Origin of the sequence: Pusillimonas minor (genome assembly GCF_014237865.1) — a bacterium.
Lineage (GTDB): Bacteria > Pseudomonadota > Gammaproteobacteria > Burkholderiales > Burkholderiaceae_B > Neopusillimonas > Neopusillimonas minor.
The window spans coordinates 194,850-215,745 of sequence record NZ_JACJUU010000004.1 but is presented as its reverse complement, the minus strand read 5'-3'; the positions used below and the strand labels follow the sequence as shown (position 1 = coordinate 215,745).

The following is a 20,896-nucleotide window of genomic DNA, read 5'->3' as shown; positions in this document are numbered from 1 at the left end:
CAAACACACCATTGATGTTGTCGTTAACGGCGAAGTCATCAAGTCCTGCCTGTCGCTGGCGGTACAGGCCAACGGGAAGTCGGTCACCACCATTGAGGGCCTGTCGTGCGAAGGCGAATTACACCCGGTGCAGGAAGCCTTCCTGAACTGTGGCGGCATGCGATGCGGCTATTGCACCCCCGGCTTCATCATGACAACCACAGCCATGCTCGACCAAAACCCCAACCCGTCTGAAGCCGAAATTCGCAAGGGCTTGAACGGCAATTTGTGTCGCTGCACGGGCTACGTCAGCATTGTCGAATCGGTGCAAGCCGCGGCACACAAGCTGGCAACCAAGTAACGAATCAACCACCGGAAAGCCAAATGGAAATTGAAAAGAAAATGACGATTGCGGCGCCCAGAGACAAGGTCTGGACGCTGCTGCTGGACCCCAACGTGATGGGCGCTTGTGTACCTGGAATCGATTGACGTCATCAGCGACACCGAATATCTGGTGAACATTCACGTCAAAATGTCGTTCATCAGCGCGGCTGCAAGCGCGGCGACTGCGCCTGAATCCGGGGCAGCGTCGGCCGACGCCAACGCCAAGGCATCAAAAGCATCGCTGATGTCACTCATGCGTTCGGCGTTTGGCTCATCGTCTTAGTCCCTAACGCCACGGCTTGCCGATCGACTGGTGATACCTCGTCTGCACTCAATCTATTATCGAGCCGACGGCCTGCTCCCCCCCGGACGCGGGCGTTGACGTAAAATCTGAAGGGTCATCCCCACGTTTCAACACCCCAACCGTAGCAACGCCCCCAAAAGGCTCGACGCCCATGCTTTTCAACCCATCCCGCGAACAGGTCAGGCAATTTTTTTGCGGCGCCTGGCATAAACACACTCAAAACAACGTACTGACACCGATTGAATCGATGGCCGTTGAGTGGATTGTGCAGCACCCCGAATATCACGACGAACTGAACCGCCCGGATGCGCTTGAAGCCGAATATACGGTGGAAGGCGGCCAAACCAACCCGTACCTGCACCTGTCGATGCATCTGGCTATTTCCGAACAGCTCTCTGTTGACCAGCCCCCCGGCATTCGGGCGGCCCACGACGGCCTGGCACAGCGCATTGGAGCGCACGAAGCCGCTCACGAAATTATGGAGTGTTTGGGCGAAGTGGTGTGGGAAGCCCAACGGCTGGGCAAGCCATTCAGCAACGACACCTATCTGGAACTGATCAGGCAACGCAGCACACGCCACGGCCGATAAAACTGGCGCAAGACGACACCGACACAAAAGATCAGGCCCGGGTATAACCCGGGCCTGATCTTTTTAATGCTGAACCATCGTCCTTGAACAGGACGGCGGAAACGCGATTACTTGCGAATGGCCAAAGGCGATGGCAGGCTGGCCATCCAGGCGGCCATGTTTTTAATGTCTTCGTTAGACAAAGGCATGGCCATACCGCCCATGATGGCGTTTTTACGGATATTTGCCGTTGCGGGCGCACCGGCCTGGCCACGCTTGTAGGCTTTTAAAGCGTGCTCGAGGTAGTCGGCATGCTGGCCGGCCAAAATGGGGTAAGCCGGCATAATGGGCGTTTTGGCATCGGCGCCGTGGCAGCTGGCGCAGTTAAATTTCTGGTACGCAGCCTGGCCGGCGGCCAGATCAGCAGCCTGGGCCGCACCGGCCGCAAACATAACGGAACCCAGCAGGGCAAGAGTCAGTTTCTTCATGGTCGCCCCCGATTATTTCAAATTAGCGTAGTAAGCAGCCAGGTCGGCCATGTCTTTTTCAGACAGGCTCTTGGCGATGGCTTCCATGGTGGGGAAGCTGCGCGCGCCGCTGGCGTACTCTTTCAGGGCAGCCACAATGTATTCGGCATTTTGGCCTGCAATTTTGGGTACGTGGTAGACCTCGGGGAAACTGGCTTTGTAGCCTTCGATACCGTGACAGCCAATGCACATGGACACTTTATTTACGGCGGCTTTGGCATCGCCAACGGTGGCCGAATCGGCCGCATGGGCCTGACCCACGAACGCACAGGATGCCGTAACGGCTAGCGCAGACAGCGTGCGCTTGAAATTTGTTCGCAACTTCATAGTAGCTCTTGTTTGGCGGTAAATAAAAGGCCGCTCACCGCACAGGTGACCGACGAAACGTTGGGATTGTACGATAATTGTCGTGAAGATCGCTATTTACCCAAATTTTCACTGCAAGACGCTATTTTAATACGGACCGACAACATGACTTCTGCAGCACCCGCTTCGTCTGAACAACGCTTTACCGGCACCGACCGCTATGTGGCCACCGACGACCTGAAACTTGCCGTCAATGCCGCCATTGCCCTGCAACGCCCCCTGCTTATCAAGGGCGAACCCGGCACCGGAAAAACAATGCTCGCAGAAGAAGTCGCTGCAGCGCTGGGTCGCCCGCTGCTGCAATGGCACATCAAGTCAACCACCAAGGCGCACCAGGGCCTATACGAGTACGACGCAGTCTCGCGTCTGCGCGACTCGCAACTGGGCGACGAAAAGGTGCGCGACATTGCCAACTACATTGTCAAGGGCGTGCTTTGGCAGGCTTTCGAGTCCGACGTACCCACGGTGGTGCTGATTGACGAAATCGACAAGGCCGACATCGAGTTCCCCAACGACCTGCTGCGTGAACTCGACCAAATGACTTTCCATGTGTACGAAACCCGGGAAACCATCAAAGCCCGTCACCGTCCATTAATCATCATTACGTCCAACAACGAAAAAGACCTACCCGACGCCTTTTTGCGCCGCTGTTTCTTTCACTACATCAGCTTCCCCGAGCGCGACACCCTGCAAGACATCGTCAATGTGCACTACCCCAACGTCAGGCAAGACGTACTGGCGGCAGCACTCGACACGTTCTTTGCCCTGCGCGACGCACCCGGCCTTAAAAAGAAACCGTCCACATCCGAGTTCCTCGACTGGCTGCGCCTGCTCATGAACGAGAACATGAGCGCCGACGATATCCGTCGCCCCGACCAGGACTTGCCCGTCATGGCCGGCGCCCTGCTTAAAAACGAGCAAGACCTTACGCTTTTGCAACGTCTGGCCGCCATCACGCGTGCCAGTACCCGTCGTTAAGCCCCGGCAACCTTGTTTGGTAATCTCACGTCATGTTGCTGGATTTCTTCTACCATTTGCGCAGTCATCGTCTTCCGGTGTCGGTCAACGAATACTTAACGCTGCTGGGCGCGCTTAAAAGCGGGGTCATGCCCCCCACGCTCGACGACTTCTACCATTTGTCGCGCATGACCCTGGTCAAAGACGAGACCCTGTTCGACCGTTTCGACCAGGCGTTCGGCGCGTTTTACCGGCAAATCGAGGCCCGTCTGCCCGCCGACAAAGACATCCCCCTCGACTGGCTCATCAAAGAATTCCAGAAACACCTGTCGCCCGAAGAAAAGGCAGCCATTGAAAAACACGGCTGGGACAAGCTCATGGCGCTTTTCAAGCAACGACTGGAAGAGCAAAAAGAACGTCATGCCGGCGGCAACAAATGGATCGGCACCGGCGGCACGTCGGCTTTTGGCCATGGCGGCTATCACCCTGAAGGCATCCGTGTGGGCGGTCCTTCAGCCGGCAACCGTACTGCCGTAAAAGTCTGGGAAAAACGCGAATTTCGAGATTACGACGACAGCCAGGAGCTGGGCACACGCAATTTCAAAATGGCACTGCGGCGACTACGGCGCTTTGCACGCGAAGGCGCCGAACTTGAGCTCGATCTGGACGACACCATCAGCCACACCGCCAGAAACGCCGGCTTTCTCGACCTGCGCATGGTTCCCGAGCGACACAATGCGGTCAAGGTGCTCATGTTGCTCGACGTCGGCGGCAGCATGGACGACCATATACAACGGGTCGAAGAATTGTTTTCTGCGGCCCGCAGCGAATTCCACCATCTCGACGTCTACTACTTCCACAACTGCCCTTACGAGCACCTCTGGAAGACCAACAGCCGTCGTCATGCTGAACGTTTCGATACCTGGGATGTCATACGCAAGTACAACGAAGACTGGCGCCTGATTCTGGTGGGCGATGCCACCATGAGCCCTTACGAGCTGCTGCACCCGGGTGGTTCGGTTGAGCATCACAACAAAGAAACGGGCGCCGCCTGGTTGCAACGCTTGCTCGACAACTGGCCCAAATCGGTCTGGCTGAACCCCGAACCCGAAGGGTACTGGCCCTACCGGCAATCTATTGCCATTGTCAAAAACCTGATGCACGACCACATGTACAGCGTCACGGTCAGCGGGCTAGAGCAAGCCATGCGACACCTTTCCAAGTAACCCCGCCCCCCGGAGTCCCGATGCCTGGTTTAAAGCTGTTTAACGATCGACTGATACCCGCGACAGTGCGCACGCTGCGTCAAGGCCTTGGCGGCCTGGCGCTGGCCATAGCCGCACTGACAAGCCTGCAACTGGCCCACGCCCAAACCACCCCGGCGCAAAGCCCGGCCGAAGCCACCGTGACCAAACCCGGTGCGTCTGTCGCACTCCCCGGTGGCGTCATCGCCGGCCCCGCTATCGAAGGCACACACGCATACACCTTGCCCAATGGTCTTAAAGTGCTGCTGACACCCGACGACGCCAAGGCTTCGGTCACCGTCAACATGACATACCTTGTGGGTTCGCGACACGAAAACTACGGCGAAACCGGCATGGCGCATTTGCTTGAGCACATGCTGTTTCGCGGCACGCCATCGATGCCCAATGCACTGGCCGAATTTTCAAAGCGCGGGCTTAGGGCGAACGGCACCACCTCAAGCGACCGCACCAATTACTACGCGTCGTTTGCCGCCGACCCTGCCCTGCTTGACTGGTATGTACGCTGGCAAGCCGACGTCATGGTCAATGCCACCATTGCGCGCAGCGACCTGGATGCCGAAATGACCGTGGTGCGCAACGAAATGGAAGCCGGGGAAAACAACCCTTTCGAAACCCTGATGCAAAAAACGCAGGCGGCCGCCTACCAGTGGCACAGCTATGCCAATGACACCATTGGCGCGCGATCAGACGTCGAAAACGTCGATATCGAGCAGCTCCGTGCGTTTTACCGGCAGTATTACCAGCCCGACAACGCCATCCTGATCATTTCCGGCAAGTTCGACCTTGCCCAGACGCTGGCCTTGGTTGCTGAGGCCTTTAAAGGCATCCCCAGGCCCGAACGCCGCTTACCCCCGGAATACACGGTAGAGCCGGTACAAGAAGGCCAGCGCCAGGTCGTGGTCAAACGAAATGGCGGTACACCGCTGGTCGTCAGCCAATATCACATCCCTCAGGGGGCCAGCCCCGATTTCATCGCTCTCGACCTCGGGGTATCCATCATTGCCGATGTACCGTCCGGGCGCTTGTATAAAGCACTGGTCGATAAAAAACTGGCGGCACAAAGCTTTGGCTTTGCACGCCCCATGCGGCAACCGGGCTACGCACTTTTTGGCGCCCAGCTCGAATCTGGCGCCGACCCTTACAAAACGCTAGGCGCCATGAACGCCGCCATTGCCAGCGTGGCCAATACGCCCTTTACCCAGCAAGAACTCGACCGCGTCAAGTCCCGGGCCCGCGCCCAATGGGATCAGATCTATGCCGACCCGGCACACCTTACCGCAGCGCTGTCGGAAGCCGCCGCTTTGGGCGACTGGCGCCTGTTTTACTGGCAGCGCGACCAAGTCGAACAAACAACGCTTGAACAAGTACAACGCGTTACGACCGCCTATCTGCTGCCAGACAACCGGACCGAAGGCATTTACCTGCCCACCGCGCAACCCAAACGCGCCCCTGCCGCCACGCCGGTCAATATCGAAGAGATGCTGGCCGGCTACACCGGGCGCGCGCTTGAAGACAATGCCGCCGCCTTCAATGCCACACCCGAAAACATTGATGCCCAGACCCAACGCGAACCCCTGGCATTACCAGACGGCACACACATCGACCTGGCCCTGCTGCCCAAACCAACACGCGGAAACCGGGTTGAAGCCAAGCTGCTGATGCAGTTTGGTGACGCGCAATCTTTGGCCGGCAAAAGCACCATTGCCGCAGCCACCGCGTCGTTGCTCGAGCATGGCACTCAAACCCTGTCACGCCAGGACATCCAGGACAAATTCACCGAATTGCAGGCCGATGTCGGCCTGGGCGGCGGCAATGGCGTCGTGGTGGCCGACATCTCTGTGCCGGGCAACAACCTGCCACAAGTCATTGCATTGGTCACCCATATTCTGCGCGAGCCAGTCTTCCCCGCCGACGAACTTGAAACCTATAAAACCCAGGTCTTGACCTCAATTCGCAGCGCCATGACCGAGCCCGGTGCATTGGCGTCGCGCGCGTTGGCGCGTCACGACAACCCCTGGCCCAAAACAGACCCGCGCTACACGCCAACCTTTGAAGAGGCATTGCAACGTGTCGAAGCCCTGAATCAAAAGGCACTGGCGAGTTTTCATGCGCAGTTCTACGGTACCGGTACATTGCGTTTCTCGGCGGTCGGTTCATTCGACGCAGACGCTGTACGCGAAGCCCTGAAAACAGGGTTCTCGCAATGGAAAAAGGCACCGGCGTACACGCGCCTCGACGACCCGTGGCGTAACGTCAAACCAGCGTCTTTCACGATCAGCACACCGGACAAGGCCAATGCGGTTTACGTGGCGTCGTTACCGCTTGAATTGCGGGACGACAACCCCGAATTTCAGGCCTTGTACGTCGCCAATTACCTACTGGGCGGGTCCAGTCGCTCACGGCTCTGGGAGCGCATTCGCGTCACTGAAGGGATCTCCTACAGTGTGGGGTCCGGCGTCAACGCGTCGGCCTACGAGCCTTCGGGCGAATGGTCCATGTCGGCCATTCTGGCCCCCGAAAACCGCGACCGTTTCCGTGCGGCGCTAAACGACGAACTGAACAAGGCACTCAAGTCGGGATTCTCTGACGAAGAAGTCAAAGAGGCCGTGCAGGCCCTGATGAACCTGCGTCGCCTGAACCGCAGCAACGACGAAGTGCTGGCGGCGGTGTGGGTCAATTACATGCAAGAAGGGCGCAGTTTTGCCTGGTCGGCCCAGGTCGACGAACTGCTGTCAAAAATGACGGCCGAAGACGTTAATGCGGCGCTGCGCAAATACCTTCAGCCCGATGCGTTCAGCACGGCGCTGGCCGGCGACTTCGACAAGAACAAACCATAGTTGGCGCATAAAAAATGCCCGGTATTCCCGGGCATTTTTTGGGCCTATACGCGCGGTAATGTTACCGACTTGTAGGCCCGTTTACCTTAACGTTTTAACGACCCGATGCAATGCGCACATTAAAGCTAAAGCAGCAGGCCTCCAGGGGCCTCAGCTAAAGAAGCTTTTCACTCTGTCTTTCCACGAGTCGCTTTTGGGCGAGTGTTTTTCGCCCCCCTGCGACAACGATGCTTCGAACTGACGCAAAATTTTCTTTTGCTCTTCGTTCAGGCGAACCGGCGTTTCGACCACGATGTGACAATACAAATCACCCGGATAGCTGGACCGGACCCCTTTAACTCCCTTGCCGCGCAAGCGGAAGGTTTTACCTGTTTGCGTGCCTTCGGGAATGGAAATTGAGCCTTTGCCCGACAACGTGGGCACTTCCATTTCGCCACCCAATGCCGCTGTGGTAAAGGGCAGCGTCAGTTCGCAGTGCAGGTCTTCGCCATCGCGCTGGAATATAGCGTGCGGCTTAAGGTGGATTTCGACGTAAAGATCGCCGGGTGGGCCGCCATTAACGCCGGGTTCACCGTTGCCGGCCGAACGAATACGCATGCCGTCATCGATACCCGCCGGGATCTTGACCTGCAGGGTCTTATTTTTGCGAATACGACCCACGCCGTCGCAAGCCACGCAAGGGTCTGTGATTTCCTGGCCGCTGCCGTGACACGTAGGGCAGGTTTGCTGGACACTGAAAAAGCCCTGCTGCATACGCACGGCCCCGTTGCCGCCACAGGTGTGGCAGGTTTGCGGCTTGGTACCCGGCTTGGCACCCGAGCCTTTGCAGGTTTCGCAGTTTTCCCAGCTAGGCACCCGAATTTCAGTATCAAAACCGTTGGCGGCCTGTTCGAGCGTGATATCGAGCGTGTATTTAAGGTCGGCGCCCCGATATACTTGCGGGCCGCCGCGACGGCCACCACCGCCGCCACCGAAAATTTCGCCAAAGATATCGCCGAACGCATCGGCAAAGCCGGCGCCACCCATGCCGCCCATGCCACCGCCGCCGGCTGCATTCGGGTCAACACCGGCATGGCCAAAGCGATCGTAGGCGGATCGCTTCCCTTCGTCACTCAGGATTTCGTAGGCTTCTTTGACCTCTTTGAACTTTTCCTCGGCTTCTTTGCTGTCCGGGTTACGGTCAGGGTGGTACTTCATCGCAAGTTTGCGATAAGCCTTTTTCAATTCGTCATCAGTCGCGTTCTTGCCTACGCCCAGAACTTCGTAAAAGTCGCGTTTTGCCATAATTTTCTAAGTGCGTCGCACGACGCGTATCTTGTACATGAATAAGAATGCCCGATTTCCGGCAAACACCAGAAACCGGGCCTTAATCAATAAGAGTTGACCTTATTGATCGCGCTTGACTTCTTTGAAGTCTGCGTCGACGACATCGTCGTCAGCCGGCTTATCGGTGGCCCCTTCGGCGCCACCTTGAGCTGCGGCCTTGGCCTGCATGTCGGCGTACATCTTCTCACCCAGTTTTTGAGCTGCCGTCGTCAAGGCCTCGACTTTGGCGTCGATGGCTTCCTTGTCACCGTCTTTCAAGACATCTTCGAGATCTTTAATGGCGGTTTCAATAGCCTGCTTCTCGGCGTCATCAAGCTGGCTGCCGTACTCCTCAAGCGACTTGCGTGTCGAGTGAATCAGGCTTTCGGCCTGGTTGCGGGCAATGGCCAGCTCCGCAATACGATGGTCTTCTTCGGCATGCGCCTCGGCGTCTTTCACCATGCGTTCGACTTCTTCATCGCTCAGACCAGAATTGGCCTTGATGGTGATTTTGTTCTCTTTGCCTGTGCCCTTGTCTTTGGCAGACACATGCAAAATACCGTTGGCGTCGATGTCGAAGGTAACCTCGACCTGAGGCACACCACGCGGTGCGGGCGGAATGCCTTCGAGGTTGAATTCGCCCAGTGCCTTGTTACCGGCAGCAATTTCACGTTCGCCCTGGAAAACCTTGATGGTCACAGCCGGCTGGTTGTCGTCGGCGGTCGAGAACACTTGCGAGAACCGGGTAGGAATCGTCGTGTTCTTGTTGATCATCTTGGTCATCACGCCGCCCAGGGTTTCGATACCCAGTGACAGCGGGGTAACGTCGAGCAGCAGAACGTCTTTACGATCACCGGACAACACCGAACCCTGAATAGCGGCGCCGGCGGCAACTGCTTCGTCGGGGTTGACGTCTTTGCGCGGATCGCGGCCGAAGAATTCTTTGACCTTTTCCTGCACCTTGGGCATGCGAGTCATGCCGCCAACCAAAATCACGTCATCGATTTCAGACACTTTGACGCCGGCATCTTTAATGGCGATGCGGCAAGGCTCGATGGTGCGTTCGATCAGTTCTTCGACCAAAGCCTCGAGTTTGGAACGCGAGATTTTGAGCGCCAGGTGTTTGGGGCCGGACGCATCTGCCGTGATGTACGGCAGGTTGATTTCGGTCTGCTGGGTCGAGGAGAGCTCGATTTTGGCCTTTTCGGCCGCCTCTTTAAGACGCTGAAGCGCAAGCACATCTTTGGACAAATCAACGCCGCTTTCTTTTTTGAACTCGTCGATGATGTAGTCGATGATGCGCTGGTCGAAGTCTTCACCGCCCAGGAAAGTGTCACCGTTAGTGGACAGCACTTCGAACTGCTTCTCGCCGTCGATGTCGGCGATTTCGATGATGGAGACGTCGAACGTACCGCCGCCCAGGTCATAAACCGCAATCTTGCGGTCGCCCTTTTCGGTTTTGTCCATACCAAACGCCAGTGCTGCGGCGGTAGGCTCGTTGATAATGCGCTTGACTTCAAGACCTGCAATACGGCCGGCGTCTTTGGTCGCCTGGCGCTGGCTGTCGTTAAAGTAAGCCGGCACCGTAATAACAGCCTCGGTCACTTCTTCGCCAAGGTAATCTTCGGCGGTTTTCTTCATTTTGCGCAGCACGTCGGCCGACACCTGAGGAGGCGCCAGCTTTTTGCCTTGCGCCTCAACCCATGCGTCGCCGTTGTCGGCTTTGACAATTTTGTAAGGCATCAGATCGATGTCTTTTTGTACGGCTTTTTCTTCGAACTTGCGACCAATAAGACGCTTGACCGCATACAGCGTGTTGGCAGGGTTCGTGACTGCCTGGCGCTTGGCGGGCGCACCCACCAGAATTTCGCCGTCTTGCATGTAGGCCACGATAGAAGGCGTGGTACGGGCGCCTTCAGCGTTTTCGATGATTTTGACCTTGCCGCCATCCATGACTGCCACGCAGCTGTTGGTGGTACCCAGGTCGATGCCAATAATCTTGCCCATAATGTATAGCCCTGAAAAAATTCGAAATTAGTAAAAATCAGCTTGATGTCGAGTAATTGGGGCCTGATAACACCTTTTCAAGGCGGCGCCCCGATTTTTTTACTTGCCGGAAGACACCGTAACCAGCGCAGGCCGCAAGACACGGTCCGAAATGGTGTACCCCTTCTGGAGGGTTTGCACAATGCTCCCTTCGGGGAAGTCGGACGGAATCGAGGAAATGGCCTGATGCACGTTGGGGTCGAATTTGTCGCCGGGCGCAGGCGCCACATCTTTCATGAGATTGCGCTCGAATGCAGACACCAGTTGCTTGAGTGTGGCCTCGACACCGGCACGCCAGGCATCGGGCGTTTGATCGGGCAACGCTAGCGCGGCTTCAAGGCTGTCTTTGACCGGCACCAGACTCTCGGCAAACGACTCGGTACCAAACTTGCGTGCTTTGGCAACGTCATCCTGTGCGCGACGGCGAATATTTTCGACCTCGGCTTTGGCGCGCAAAAGCTCATCGTGGTATTGGGCGACCTGGGCCTGAGCGGCCTCGAGCAAAGCGGCCAGATCATGGTCCGCGCCCTCGGCACCTTGCGGCTCGTTCGATTCGAGCTGCTCGGAAGTGTCCGTTGCCTGATTTTCGTCTTTGGGATCAAGGGGCTGCTGGTTCGTCGACATAGTTAAAGCTCTCCACTTCAAGTGATTCAATCCAGTGCAAATGGGGGCAGTCGCCCCCATTTCAAGACCATGAACAACAATGAGTGAAGTGCCCCGACTGTCGGCCCCTTGGTCGGGCGCGCCACAAGGCCGAATACCGCCCTTTTACAGCCAGCCTTGCAAATGCTGCTTGACCAGACCCGTCAGGCCCTGCGCCCAGGTTTCGTCGTCATTCAGACATTCGATATAGCGAAACTGTTCGCCCCCGCCATGCAAAAAGGCCTCGCGACATTCCACCTGGATTTCCTCGAGTGTTTCGAGGCAATCGGCCAGAAACCCCGGGCACATGACGTCGACGCGACGTACCCCCTGTTCGGCCCAGGCTTTCAGCGTGGGCTCGGTGTAAGGCTGCAACCATTTTTCGGCGCCAAAGCGGCTTTGGAACGACACATGCACCAAGTGGCCGTCTTCGCCCAGGCTTTGCCTTAATGCGGCGGCGGTTTCCATGCAGTCGCGGTGGTAAGGATCGCCCTGGTTAATGGTGCGCTGAGGCAAACCATGAAAACTCAGCAACAGACGCTCGGGTTTGCCCTGCGACTGCCACACGGCACGAACCTTGTCGGTCATGGCCTGAATATAGGCAGGCAAGGTGGGGTAGCGCTTTACAAAGCGCATTTCGGGCTGGTTACGCAAACGTGCGGCATAGGCGCAAACGGCATCGACGGCTGTGGCGGTGGTACTGGCGGCATACTGCGGGTACATGGGCACGGTAAGTATGCGTTCGCACCCCTTGGCACGCAGGGCCTCGACACCCTGGGCCACCGAAGGGTTGCCGTAGCGCATGGCCAGCACCACATGCACATTGTGACCCTGCTCGCCCAACAGGCTTTGCACGCGGTCGGCCTGCACCTGGCTATAAACCGTTAACGGCGAACCGTTTTCAAGCCAGATACCTTCATAGCGCGGCACCAGCTTGCGAGGCCGGATGCGCAAAATAATGCCCTGCAATATAAATTGCCACGCCCATTGCGGGATCTCGATAACGCGCGGGTCGGACAAGAATTCGGATAAATACCGGCGAATGGCGGGCGCAGTGGGCGCGTCGGGCGTGCCCAGATTGACCAGCAATACACCGACGGGGCCGTCGGCACGCGCCGGCGGGTTGGGGTCAAGGCCATGAGGGTCAGGCGTTTCGGGCAAGTAACGTGACGGCAAAAAACTGGACATGAAAGGCCTTGAAAGAATCGGGGTCAGGACGTGTTGTGACTTAGCGCGTTTGAAAGCAGGCGCGCCGTGATGTCGACAATAGGAATGACGCGATCGTAAGCCATACGGGTAGGCCCGATCACGCCGAGGGTGCCGACAATTTTACCGTCGATACCATAGGGCGCTGTAATGACCGAGACGTCTTCAAGCGGGACAAGCTGTGAATCGCCGCCAATGTAAATTTGCACACCGTGTGCCCGGCTGGAGACATCGAGCAGCTGTAGCAGATCGGTTTTTTTCTCGAAAAGCGCAAACATGCGACGCAGACGATCCATGTCGGAGGCGATATCGGAAATGTCGAGCAATTTGCTTTCGCCGGAAATGACGACGCCGTCGTCACTGCCGTCAGACGCCGTGCCCGCCTCGACGGCCTGCTGCATCAGACGTGAAATGTCTTCTTTAAGCGATGACAGCTCGTTGGTGATGGCTTCACGAACTTCGTCAAACGACCTGCCGGCAAAGTGCGCATTGAAAAAATTGCTGGCCTCTGTGAGCTCTTGGTCGAGGTAATCGCGCTGAACAAACAAAATGCGGTTTTGCACATCGCCATCGGGCGTCACGATAATGAGCAGAACGCGCTTGTCGGAAAGACGGATGAACTCGATTTGCCGAAACACTTGCGAACGTTTAGGTGCCAGCACCACGCCGGCAAAACGGGTCAGGTTCGACAACAAATTAGCGGCGGCATTCACGGCCCGGGTTGGCTCGGATGCCGGCAGCATTTCGCGTATTTGACTGGGTTGCAGCACTTCGAAGCGCTGTGTAGCCAGCAGGCGATCGACGAACAGGCGATACCCCCGTGGCGTAGGCACACGGCCGGCCGAGGTATGCGGGCTATGAATAAGCCCCAGCTCTTCGAGGTCGGCCATGACATTACGAATGGTGGCCGGCGACAGCTCGAACATTTTTGAAAGCGTGCGCGACCCCACGGGTTGCCCATCGGCAATATAGCGCTCGATGAGTGCCTTGAGCAGGGCTTTGGCTCTGTCGTCCATGTCCATGTTTAAACCTTACGCCTCCGGAAGACAAAGTTGTCGTTCCGGGTACAACAACAAACGCTTGTGGAACATATAATAAATTTATCTGAACCCAAACATCATAAACAAGGTATCGGCACAATGCATTTCAATACTGTAGCGTTGGTCGGGCGCTACCAGGACAGCGGGCTTGACGCACCGCTGCGCGAACTGGCCGCGACCCTCGAAAAAGCAGGGTGCCGCGTTCTTGTCGAAACCGATACCGCCATCAATACCGGGGTTACCGAATACACCGTCGCGTCGTACGCCGAAATCGGCGGCCAGGCCGACCTGGCCGTTATTATGGGCGGCGACGGCACCATGCTGGGCGCAGCCCGCATGCTGGCGCGGGCCCACGTGCCCCTTATTGGCATCAACCACGGCCGGCTTGGGTTTATTACCGATATCCCGTTGCAGTCGGCGGCTGCCGCTTTAACACGCGTCATCGAAGGCAACTTCAACATCGAAGAGCGCATCTTACTTGAAGGTCGGGTCATGCGCGGCGACCAGGTGATGTTTTCCGGGGTGGCCCTGAACGATGTGGTCATCAACCGTGCAGGCCGCGGCGGCATGATCGAACTGGGGGTCGAGCTGGACGGCAACCTGATGTACAACCAGCGCGCAGACGGTCTGATCATCTCTACCCCTACGGGCTCGACCGCTTATGCGCTGTCGGCCAACGGCCCCATACTGCACCCGCAACTGCGCACCATGCTGCTGGTACCGGTCGCACCGCAAACCTTGTCAAACCGGCCCATCGTCATCCCCGACAGCGGCGTGCTCAGCATTACCATTACCTCGCTCAGCCGGGTCGAGTCGGGCGCCAGCGTTCACTTCGATATGCAGACGTGGTCCGAATGCCAGGCCGGCGACCGCATCGAAGTGCGGCGTGCACAAGACACCATCCGCTTCGTGCACCCCTCCGGCTACAGCTTTTTCTCGACGTTGCGGCGTAAATTGCTCTGGAACCAGATGCCCACCTTGTCAGACGAGACCGAATAAACCATGTTGCAATCCCTGAGCCTTACCGATTTCGTCATTGTCGAGCACTCCGAAATCCAGTTCGACTCGGGTTTCACGGTGTTTTCGGGCGAAACGGGCGCCGGCAAGTCAATTCTTATCGATGCCCTGTCGCTGGTGCTGGGCGCCCGCGCCGATACCGCGTTTATTCGCGACGGCGCCGACAAGGCCGACATCAGCGCAGTATTTAACGTGCCCGACAACCTGGCCGGCTGGCTGGCCGAACACGACCTTGATACCGACGATGCCCTGATGCTTCGTCGCGTGATTGACCAGCAAGGCAAAAGCCGCGCCTACATTAACGGGGTGCCCGCCACACTGGGCCAACTGCGCGAACTGGGCGAACAACTGGTCGATATCCATGGCCAGCACGCCCATCAAAGCCTGCTCAAACCGGGCAGCCAGCGCGAACTGCTCGACACCCAAGGTCGCCATACCGACCTGGTCCAGCATGTGGCGCAAGCGTGGCAAGCCTGGCAAACACTGGCCAAACAGCTCAACGATGCACGTGCACACACCGACACCCTGCAAGAAGAACAAAACCGGCTGGAGTGGCAAGTCAACGAACTCGAACAACTGAATCTGGCCGAAGGCGAATGGGACGCCCTGTCGGCAGAACACAACCGGCTGGCGCATGCGCAATCGTTGCTCGAAAACGCGACACAGGCCTTAAGCGCGCTCGATGACGACACCGCCGGCGCACATCACATCCTGAACACGGCAGCGCACCGACTGCAGGGCATACTGCGCCACGACGCGCAACTCTCGGTCATTTGCGACGCCCTCGAGTCGGCGCGCATCGCCACCGCCGAGGCCATCTCTGACCTGAACAGCTACATCAGCAAGCTCGACCTCGACCCCGACGCGCTCGAACAAGCCGAAGCACGCATGTCGGCCATCTTCGACGCCGCACGCAAATTCCGCGTCGAACCCGAAGAAATCCCCGCATTGACTGCCCGCCTGCGCGAGCGCCTTCACGAAACACAAGCGGGTATCGACCTGGCCGCCCTCGAGGCCAAAGCCCAGGCAGCACAAGACCATTACACGGCCTCGGCCGCCCGGCTGGCGGCTGCCCGCAAAAAAGCCGCCAGCATCATGGCACCGGCCGTTACACAAGCCATGCAAACGCTGGCCATGGCCGGCGGGCGCTTCGATGTGGCCATCAGCCCTTGCGCGCCCGGCCCCAACGGTACCGAAACCATCGAGTTTTTAGTGGCAGCCCACACCGGCACACAGCCCCGCCCGCTGGCCAAGGTGGCCTCGGGCGGCGAACTGGCCCGGCTATCGCTGGCGCTATCGGTCATCGCCAGCCAGGCCGCACGCGTCCCTACGCTTATTTTCGACGAGGTCGACAGTGGTATTGGCGGCGGGGTGGCCGAAGTCGTGGGCAAACTGCTGGGGGCGCTGGGCGAGCGCCATCAGGTACTGTGCGTCACACACTTGCCCCAGGTGGCGGCTTGCGGCAACCATCACTTCAGGGTCAGCAAGTCTCAGCACAAAGGCAAAACTGCCTCGCGCATCGAGCTACTAAACAAAAAAGCGCGCATCGAAGAGATAGCGCGCATGTTGGGTGGGCTAAGCATTACCGACACAACGCGTCAGCATGCCGCCGAAATGCTGGGGGCCTGAAGCTTATTTTTTCTTCTGGCACGACCCGCAAATGCCATACAGCATCATGGTGTGGCTTTCGAGCGTAAAGTTTTTTTGATCGGCAATCAGGTGCTGACGCTTTTCGATCTCGGGGTCGGTAAACTCGACCACCTTGCCACAGTTGGTACAAATAAGGTGGTCGTGGTGATCGCCGTCGTTAAGCTCGAAAACGGCCTTGCCCCCATCGAACTGGCTACGCGTTAGAATACCTGCCTGTTCAAACTGCGTCAGCACGCGGTAAACGGTTGCCAGGCCAATATCGATATCTTCGGCGATAAGGGCGCGGTAAACGTCTTCGGCGCTGTGGTGGCGTGTGTCTGATTTACGGAAAACATCCAGAATTTTAAGGCGCGGAAACGTTGCCTTAAGACCCATGTTTTTCAGTTCGTTTTGTTCATTCATGTTCGAGGCTCTCGGGCAGGTGGACATTATGCCTTTATCATAACGGTTTTATTCAACCTGAATCACAGGGGCGCTTCGTGCTTACGACTGCTAAACCATTATTTTCAACGTTGCGCACTGGCCTGGCCGTTGGTGCGCTGGCCCTGACACTCACCGCGTGTGGTGGCACCAAGTGGGGCTTCCCTTACCGGGCCGACGTTCAGCAGGGCAACTGGGTTACTGCCGAGCAAGTCGCGCGCCTCGAGCCCGGCATGACCCGAGAGCAAGTGCGATTCATTCTGGGCACCCCCACCCTGCAAGACATTTTCCGCAACGACCGCTGGGACTACCCCTACTACAACAAGCCCGGTTACGGCGAAGAAGAAGAGCGCAAGTTCACCGTTTGGTTCGACGGCGACGTACTGGTCCGGTGGGCCGGAGACCAAATGCCCGACCGCCAGCCCTTCGAAAAGAGTGATTCGGGTGCCGGTTCGGCCGAAAGCGCACCCGAAGACGCCGACGCCCGCAAAGCAGCCATCGAACGCCGCGCCGGCCCCAACACCGAAGTCGAGATCAACCCCGAGCGCACACCGGCTGCAGTGATTCAAAGCCAGCCTGTTTCCGAACCCTTACGCTAAGAGACCCCCTATGCGCATCGCCATTGCAGGATCCGACGGCCGCATGGGCCGCATGCTGATCGAAGCTGTCATCAATTCGCCCGACCTGACGCTCACCGTTGCGCTTGATCGCACCGGTTCGGCCTGCATAGGCCAAGACGCCGGGGGCTTTTTGGGCCACACGACGGGCGTACACATTACCGACGACCTCGACGCATTAAGTCACGCCGACTGCCTCATCGACTTCACACGCCCTGAAGGCACGCTCACTCACCTCGAGGCCTGCGTCAAACATAAGGTCAAGTGCGTTATAGGCACAACAGGCTTCGATATCGCGGGCAAGCAGGCCATTCAGGCCGCCAGCCAAAAAACAGCCATTGTGTTCGCCCCCAACATGAGCGTAGGGGTCAACGCCACCCTCAAGTTGCTCGACATGGCGGCACGCCTGCTTAATAGCGGCTACGACGTCGAAGTCTTCGAGGCTCACCATCGCAACAAGGTCGACGCCCCCTCGGGCACCGCATTGGCCATGGGCGAAACCGTTGCGCGGGCGTGGGGCGAAAAGCTCGACGACATCGCCGATTGGGCCCGCCACGGCCATACCGGCGCGCGTGAAGACGGCCGCATTGGTTTTTCGGTCATGCGCGGCGGCGATATTGTGGGCGACCACACGGTGTTTTTCTGCGGTGCCGGCGAACGCATCGAGATCTCGCACCGCTCTAGCAGCCGGACCACCTACGCCCAAGGCAGCCTGCGTGCCGCGCGTTACCTGGCGCGTAAAGAATTCGGCCTGTTCGACATGCAAGACGTGCTGTCCAGTTAACAAGAACAAGCCTTGTGGTTATAAGAACAGAGAACCGGCCTTGCAGCAGGCCGGGCCTCTTGCCCGCTGCAAGTTAAGCCACCAGCACGGGCTCTTGCTCTAGCCGAACCCCAAAGCGGGCATAGACATCGGCGCAAATATCTTGCGCCAGCGCCAGCAGCTCTGTTGACGTTGCCCTGCCAAAATTCACCAATACAAGCGCTTGCCGGTCGTGCACACCCACCGCGCCCCGGCGGCGCCCTTTCCAGCCGGCACGATCTATCAGCCAGCCGGCTGCCAGTTTAAACGTACCGTCGGGCTGCGGGTAGCCGACCAGATCGGGAAGGCCAGCTTTAAGGCGTTGCCATGCCGATGCATCGACCACCGGATTTTTAAAGAAGCTGCCCGCATTACCCAGCACGGCCGGGTCGGGCAATTTGCTTTGCCTGATGGCGCAGACCGCATCAAACACCTGTCGTGGCGTAATGCGGCCGGCAGCGGCCGATTCGCGGCACGCCGACAAATCGGGGTATGCCAATTGCGGCACCCATTGCTTTGCCAGCCGGAACCTGACGCGTGTAATCAGCCACCGACCAGGCGGCTGCCGTTTGAAGAAACTATCGCGGTACAAAAACGCGCATTCATCGCGCGAAAACACCCGGCTTTCACCCTGCTGAATGTCCCAGGCGTGGACCTGATCGATACGGGTATCGAGTTCGACGCCATAGGCGCCGATATTTTGTACCGGCGCGGCCCCCACGGTACCCGGTATAAGCGCCAGGTTTTCCAGGCCCGCCCATCCATTGGCAAGGCACGTATCAACAAACTTGTGCCAGGTTTCGCCCGCCTGGGCCTCGACCAACCAGGCATCCGGCGTTTCGCCGACCAAGGCAACGCCTTGAGTACGCGTACAAACAACCAGCCCCGACACCTGCGCTGCAAGAACCACATTGCTTCCGCCCCCCAGCACCAACGTGCGTTCGTACGTTCGCGCCAAACGGGTGAGGTCGGGCAACTGGGCGTCATCGGTAAATACAACGCAAGCGTCGGCATGCGACGCCAGCCCCAGGGTATTCATGGACGAAAGATCTTTGGGTTCGACAGACAAAGACATGTGCAGGCCTCGTAGACACAAACGGGCGAAAGACAGCTATTACACCATGAGCCAACAGCCACCAATGCAACGGTTGGCTTTAAAAAAACCGCACCCATTTGCGCACAAATTTAATTTTGTGCTATTATTTTGGTCTTGCCAGAAACAACACAGCTTTTGAAGCTTTTACGAAAGTAAAACCATAAAGACAAAGCTGAATGTGGCAAGCGCAGAAAGTGTTGCAGTCAGTAGCCAAGACATTTTGTAGTGCAGTAAAAATTTAAAAACAAGTTAAAAAAACGGTTTTTAAGTTTGCAAAACAAAAAAAACAGGTTATAATGCAAAGCTTCTTGGGGCTAGCAAGCCAACAGGAAGACACTGAAAAGTGCGCACCACGCGGGAATAGCTCAGTTGGTAGAGCGCAACCTTGCCAAGGTTGAGGTCGCGAGTTCGAGACTCGTTTCCCGCTCCAAATACCAAAAGGGAAGCCCACAAAGCTTCCCTTTTTTACGTACAATTTAGTACGTATTGGCGCAATGGCAGAGTGGTTATGCAGCGGATTGCAAATCCGTGTACCCCGGTTCGATTCCGAGTTGCGCCTCCATCCCCCCTTCCCCTATCGGCCTGCCCATGGATGACCTCGTTCGTGCCGCAATGGCTCGCTGGCCAAACGTCCCCGATGTTTTCGGCTGGCTGTCTTTAACCCGCAACGGCCAATGGCGTCTGCACCCCACGGGTAACGCGCTGGCCCTTAACGACAGCGGCCAATACCCCGAAGGCGAATCCATCAGCAACCCGCAAATTACGGGCTTTATAAGCCGTAATTACATGGCCGACGACGCCGGGCGCTGGTATTTTCAGAACGGGCCGCAAAAAGTCTATGTCAGACTCGACGCCGCACCGTTAATACTGCGCATCAACGACAACACTACCGGTCTGCAAGCGCACACCGGGGCTGTTATCGACAGCGTCAACGCCTGGTGGCTCGACGACGAAGGCCACCTGTATGCACAAACAAATCTGGGTCCCGGGTTAATTGCGGGTCGCGATTTACCGGCATTGCTCGACACGCTGCATACGCCCGACGGGCAGCCGCTGGCAGACGCGCTGGACGCTGTCGGCACTAACGCGATTGTCGTTGCCCCTGCACTGGCACCGGCACAAACACACCCTGCCACGCTGCACTTTTGTGCAGCAAGCCATATCGAAACACTTCTGGGTTTTGTGCGCTGACCTGCATTACGCTATGCTTAGGCGCAATGCACCACGCTTCGCAACACAGAAAAGAATAATTTCTTATGGCCACCCAACCCGCATCATCCTTTTACTTCCCCGCACCGCGCGCGCAAAAATTTTGTAGCCAATGTGCGGCACACATCACCTACCTGACCCCGCCCGACGACAACCGTTTGCGGGCCGTATGCGAAAGCTGCGGCGCGGTTCATTACCAAAACCCGCGCAATGTTGTGGGCGTGTTGCCTGTATGGGAAGACAAAATACTGCTGTGCCGGCGCGGCATAGAGCCGCGCTACGACAAATGGACCTTGCCCGCCGGCTTCATGGAGCTGGGCGAAACCACGGCCCAGGGCGCCATGCGTGAAACCCAGGAAGAGGCCGGCGCCCAGATCGAGCTGGGGCCGCTGTACACCGTTATCGATGTACCCCACGCCGAACAGGTCCATTTCTTTTATCTTGCGCAGGTACTCAGCCCGGACCTCGCCCCCGGACCAGAAAGCCTCGAGGCCCGCTTCTTTACCGAAGATGAAATCCCCTGGCCGGAACTCGCGTTCCGTACGGTCATCACAACGCTTGAACACTACCTTGAAGACAAAAAACACGGTCACTTCAAGCCCGGGGCTCACCCGCCGGTGCACTACTACGAAGTTTCGCTGCCCAAACGCGACTACTAA

Annotated in this window: 20 protein-coding genes, 2 tRNA genes and 1 pseudogene; 14 read left to right on the top strand and 9 right to left on the bottom strand. The window is 57.7% G+C overall.

What is annotated here, in order from left to right; translation table 11 throughout:
* Positions 1 to 16 precede the first annotated feature (16 nt).
* The 3 genes and pseudogenes from GTU67_RS07740 to GTU67_RS07735 form a co-directional block, all read left to right on the top strand.
* Positions 17 to 340: pseudogene (locus tag GTU67_RS07740) on the top strand ((2Fe-2S)-binding protein); the annotation flags it as partial.
* A gap of 23 nt (positions 341 to 363) precedes the next feature.
* Positions 364 to 468: an SRPBCC domain-containing protein gene (locus tag GTU67_RS15695; protein ID WP_430459002.1), complete on the top strand. Its 105-nt coding sequence runs from the start codon at positions 364 to 366 to the stop codon at positions 466 to 468.
* Positions 469 to 818: 350 nt separating this feature from the next.
* Complete coding sequence (locus GTU67_RS07735) at positions 819 to 1,256, top strand: DUF1841 family protein (RefSeq protein ID WP_093969214.1); 438 nt, start codon at positions 819 to 821, stop codon at positions 1,254 to 1,256.
* A 107-nt stretch (positions 1,257 to 1,363) separates the two neighbouring features.
* On the opposite strand, the gene GTU67_RS07730 is transcribed toward GTU67_RS07735, so the two are convergent.
* Both GTU67_RS07730 and GTU67_RS07725 read right to left on the bottom strand, forming a co-directional pair.
* Positions 1,364 to 1,723, bottom strand: coding sequence for a c-type cytochrome (locus GTU67_RS07730; protein WP_185779512.1), 360 nt, complete (start codon positions 1,721 to 1,723; stop codon positions 1,364 to 1,366).
* Between the two features lie 12 nt (positions 1,724 to 1,735).
* Positions 1,736 to 2,089, bottom strand: a complete 354-nt coding sequence (locus GTU67_RS07725) for a c-type cytochrome (protein WP_093969216.1) — start codon at positions 2,087 to 2,089, stop codon at positions 1,736 to 1,738.
* Positions 2,090 to 2,233: 144 nt separating this feature from the next.
* Between GTU67_RS07725 and GTU67_RS07720 the strand changes: the two genes are divergently transcribed.
* From GTU67_RS07720 to GTU67_RS07710, 3 genes are read left to right on the top strand one after another with little or no spacing between them, the layout of a single operon-like run.
* Complete coding sequence (locus GTU67_RS07720; RefSeq protein WP_185779511.1) at positions 2,234 to 3,106, top strand: AAA family ATPase; 873 nt, start codon at positions 2,234 to 2,236, stop codon at positions 3,104 to 3,106.
* 32 nt (positions 3,107 to 3,138) lie between these two features.
* The gene (locus GTU67_RS07715) at positions 3,139 to 4,311 is read left to right on the top strand and encodes a vWA domain-containing protein (protein WP_185779510.1); all 1,173 of its coding nucleotides are present in this window, start codon (positions 3,139 to 3,141) and stop codon (positions 4,309 to 4,311) included.
* A gap of 20 nt (positions 4,312 to 4,331) precedes the next feature.
* Positions 4,332 to 7,187 carry a M16 family metallopeptidase gene (locus tag GTU67_RS07710; protein ID WP_185779509.1) on the top strand — a complete coding sequence of 952 codons (2,856 nt, stop codon included), beginning with the start codon at positions 4,332 to 4,334 and terminating at the stop codon, positions 7,185 to 7,187.
* A gap of 150 nt (positions 7,188 to 7,337) precedes the next feature.
* Here the strand turns inward: GTU67_RS07710 and dnaJ are convergent, their stop codons facing one another.
* From dnaJ to hrcA, 5 genes are all read right to left on the bottom strand, one after another.
* Positions 7,338 to 8,471, bottom strand: coding sequence for a molecular chaperone DnaJ (dnaJ, locus tag GTU67_RS07705; RefSeq protein WP_093969219.1), 1,134 nt, complete (start codon positions 8,469 to 8,471; stop codon positions 7,338 to 7,340).
* A 102-nt stretch (positions 8,472 to 8,573) separates the two neighbouring features.
* Positions 8,574 to 10,499, bottom strand: a complete 1,926-nt coding sequence (gene dnaK / locus GTU67_RS07700; RefSeq protein ID WP_185779508.1) for a molecular chaperone DnaK — start codon at positions 10,497 to 10,499, stop codon at positions 8,574 to 8,576.
* Positions 10,500 to 10,598: 99 nt separating this feature from the next.
* Entirely contained in the window at positions 10,599 to 11,162 is a 564-nt protein-coding gene (grpE, locus tag GTU67_RS07695) for a nucleotide exchange factor GrpE (RefSeq protein WP_185779507.1), read from the bottom strand.
* Positions 11,163 to 11,306: 144 nt separating this feature from the next.
* Positions 11,307 to 12,368 carry a ferrochelatase gene (hemH, locus tag GTU67_RS07690; protein ID WP_185779506.1) on the bottom strand — a complete coding sequence of 354 codons (1,062 nt, stop codon included), beginning with the start codon at positions 12,366 to 12,368 and terminating at the stop codon, positions 11,307 to 11,309.
* A 23-nt stretch (positions 12,369 to 12,391) separates the two neighbouring features.
* The gene (gene hrcA, locus GTU67_RS07685) at positions 12,392 to 13,402 is read right to left on the bottom strand and encodes a heat-inducible transcriptional repressor HrcA (RefSeq protein ID WP_185779505.1); all 1,011 of its coding nucleotides are present in this window, start codon (positions 13,400 to 13,402) and stop codon (positions 12,392 to 12,394) included.
* Between the two features lie 123 nt (positions 13,403 to 13,525).
* On the opposite strand from hrcA, the gene GTU67_RS07680 reads away from it, so the two are divergent.
* Together GTU67_RS07680 and recN are read left to right on the top strand one after the other, a co-directional pair.
* The gene (locus tag GTU67_RS07680) at positions 13,526 to 14,425 is read left to right on the top strand and encodes an NAD kinase (protein WP_185779504.1); all 900 of its coding nucleotides are present in this window, start codon (positions 13,526 to 13,528) and stop codon (positions 14,423 to 14,425) included.
* 3 nt (positions 14,426 to 14,428) lie between these two features.
* On the top strand, positions 14,429 to 16,072 hold the full coding sequence (recN, locus tag GTU67_RS07675) for a DNA repair protein RecN (RefSeq protein WP_185779503.1): 1,644 nt from the start codon (positions 14,429 to 14,431) through the stop codon (positions 16,070 to 16,072).
* A gap of 3 nt (positions 16,073 to 16,075) precedes the next feature.
* On the opposite strand, the gene fur is transcribed toward recN, so the two are convergent.
* The gene (gene fur / locus GTU67_RS07670) at positions 16,076 to 16,495 is read right to left on the bottom strand and encodes a ferric iron uptake transcriptional regulator (protein WP_185779502.1); all 420 of its coding nucleotides are present in this window, start codon (positions 16,493 to 16,495) and stop codon (positions 16,076 to 16,078) included.
* A gap of 77 nt (positions 16,496 to 16,572) precedes the next feature.
* On the opposite strand from fur, the gene GTU67_RS07665 reads away from it, so the two are divergent.
* Together GTU67_RS07665 and dapB are read left to right on the top strand one after the other, a co-directional pair.
* On the top strand, positions 16,573 to 17,112 hold the full coding sequence (locus GTU67_RS07665) for an outer membrane protein assembly factor BamE (protein WP_346727000.1): 540 nt from the start codon (positions 16,573 to 16,575) through the stop codon (positions 17,110 to 17,112).
* A gap of 10 nt (positions 17,113 to 17,122) precedes the next feature.
* On the top strand, positions 17,123 to 17,914 hold the full coding sequence (dapB, locus tag GTU67_RS07660; protein ID WP_185779501.1) for a 4-hydroxy-tetrahydrodipicolinate reductase: 792 nt from the start codon (positions 17,123 to 17,125) through the stop codon (positions 17,912 to 17,914).
* Positions 17,915 to 17,987: 73 nt separating this feature from the next.
* Here dapB and murB read toward each other — a convergent pair whose 3' ends face one another.
* The gene (gene murB / locus GTU67_RS07655) at positions 17,988 to 19,007 is read right to left on the bottom strand and encodes a UDP-N-acetylmuramate dehydrogenase (protein ID WP_185779500.1); all 1,020 of its coding nucleotides are present in this window, start codon (positions 19,005 to 19,007) and stop codon (positions 17,988 to 17,990) included.
* Between the two features lie 375 nt (positions 19,008 to 19,382).
* Between murB and GTU67_RS07650 the strand changes: the two genes are divergently transcribed.
* The 4 genes from GTU67_RS07650 to GTU67_RS07635 all read left to right on the top strand — a co-directional run bounded on the left by GTU67_RS07650 (position 19,383) and on the right by GTU67_RS07635 (position 20,896).
* A tRNA-Gly gene (locus GTU67_RS07650) sits at positions 19,383 to 19,458 on the top strand.
* 58 nt (positions 19,459 to 19,516) lie between these two features.
* A tRNA-Cys gene (locus GTU67_RS07645) sits at positions 19,517 to 19,590 on the top strand.
* Between the two features lie 26 nt (positions 19,591 to 19,616).
* Positions 19,617 to 20,219, top strand: coding sequence for a DUF2946 family protein (locus GTU67_RS07640; protein ID WP_185779499.1), 603 nt, complete (start codon positions 19,617 to 19,619; stop codon positions 20,217 to 20,219).
* A 65-nt stretch (positions 20,220 to 20,284) separates the two neighbouring features.
* Positions 20,285 to 20,896: an NUDIX hydrolase gene (locus GTU67_RS07635; protein WP_185779498.1), complete on the top strand. Its 612-nt coding sequence runs from the start codon at positions 20,285 to 20,287 to the stop codon at positions 20,894 to 20,896.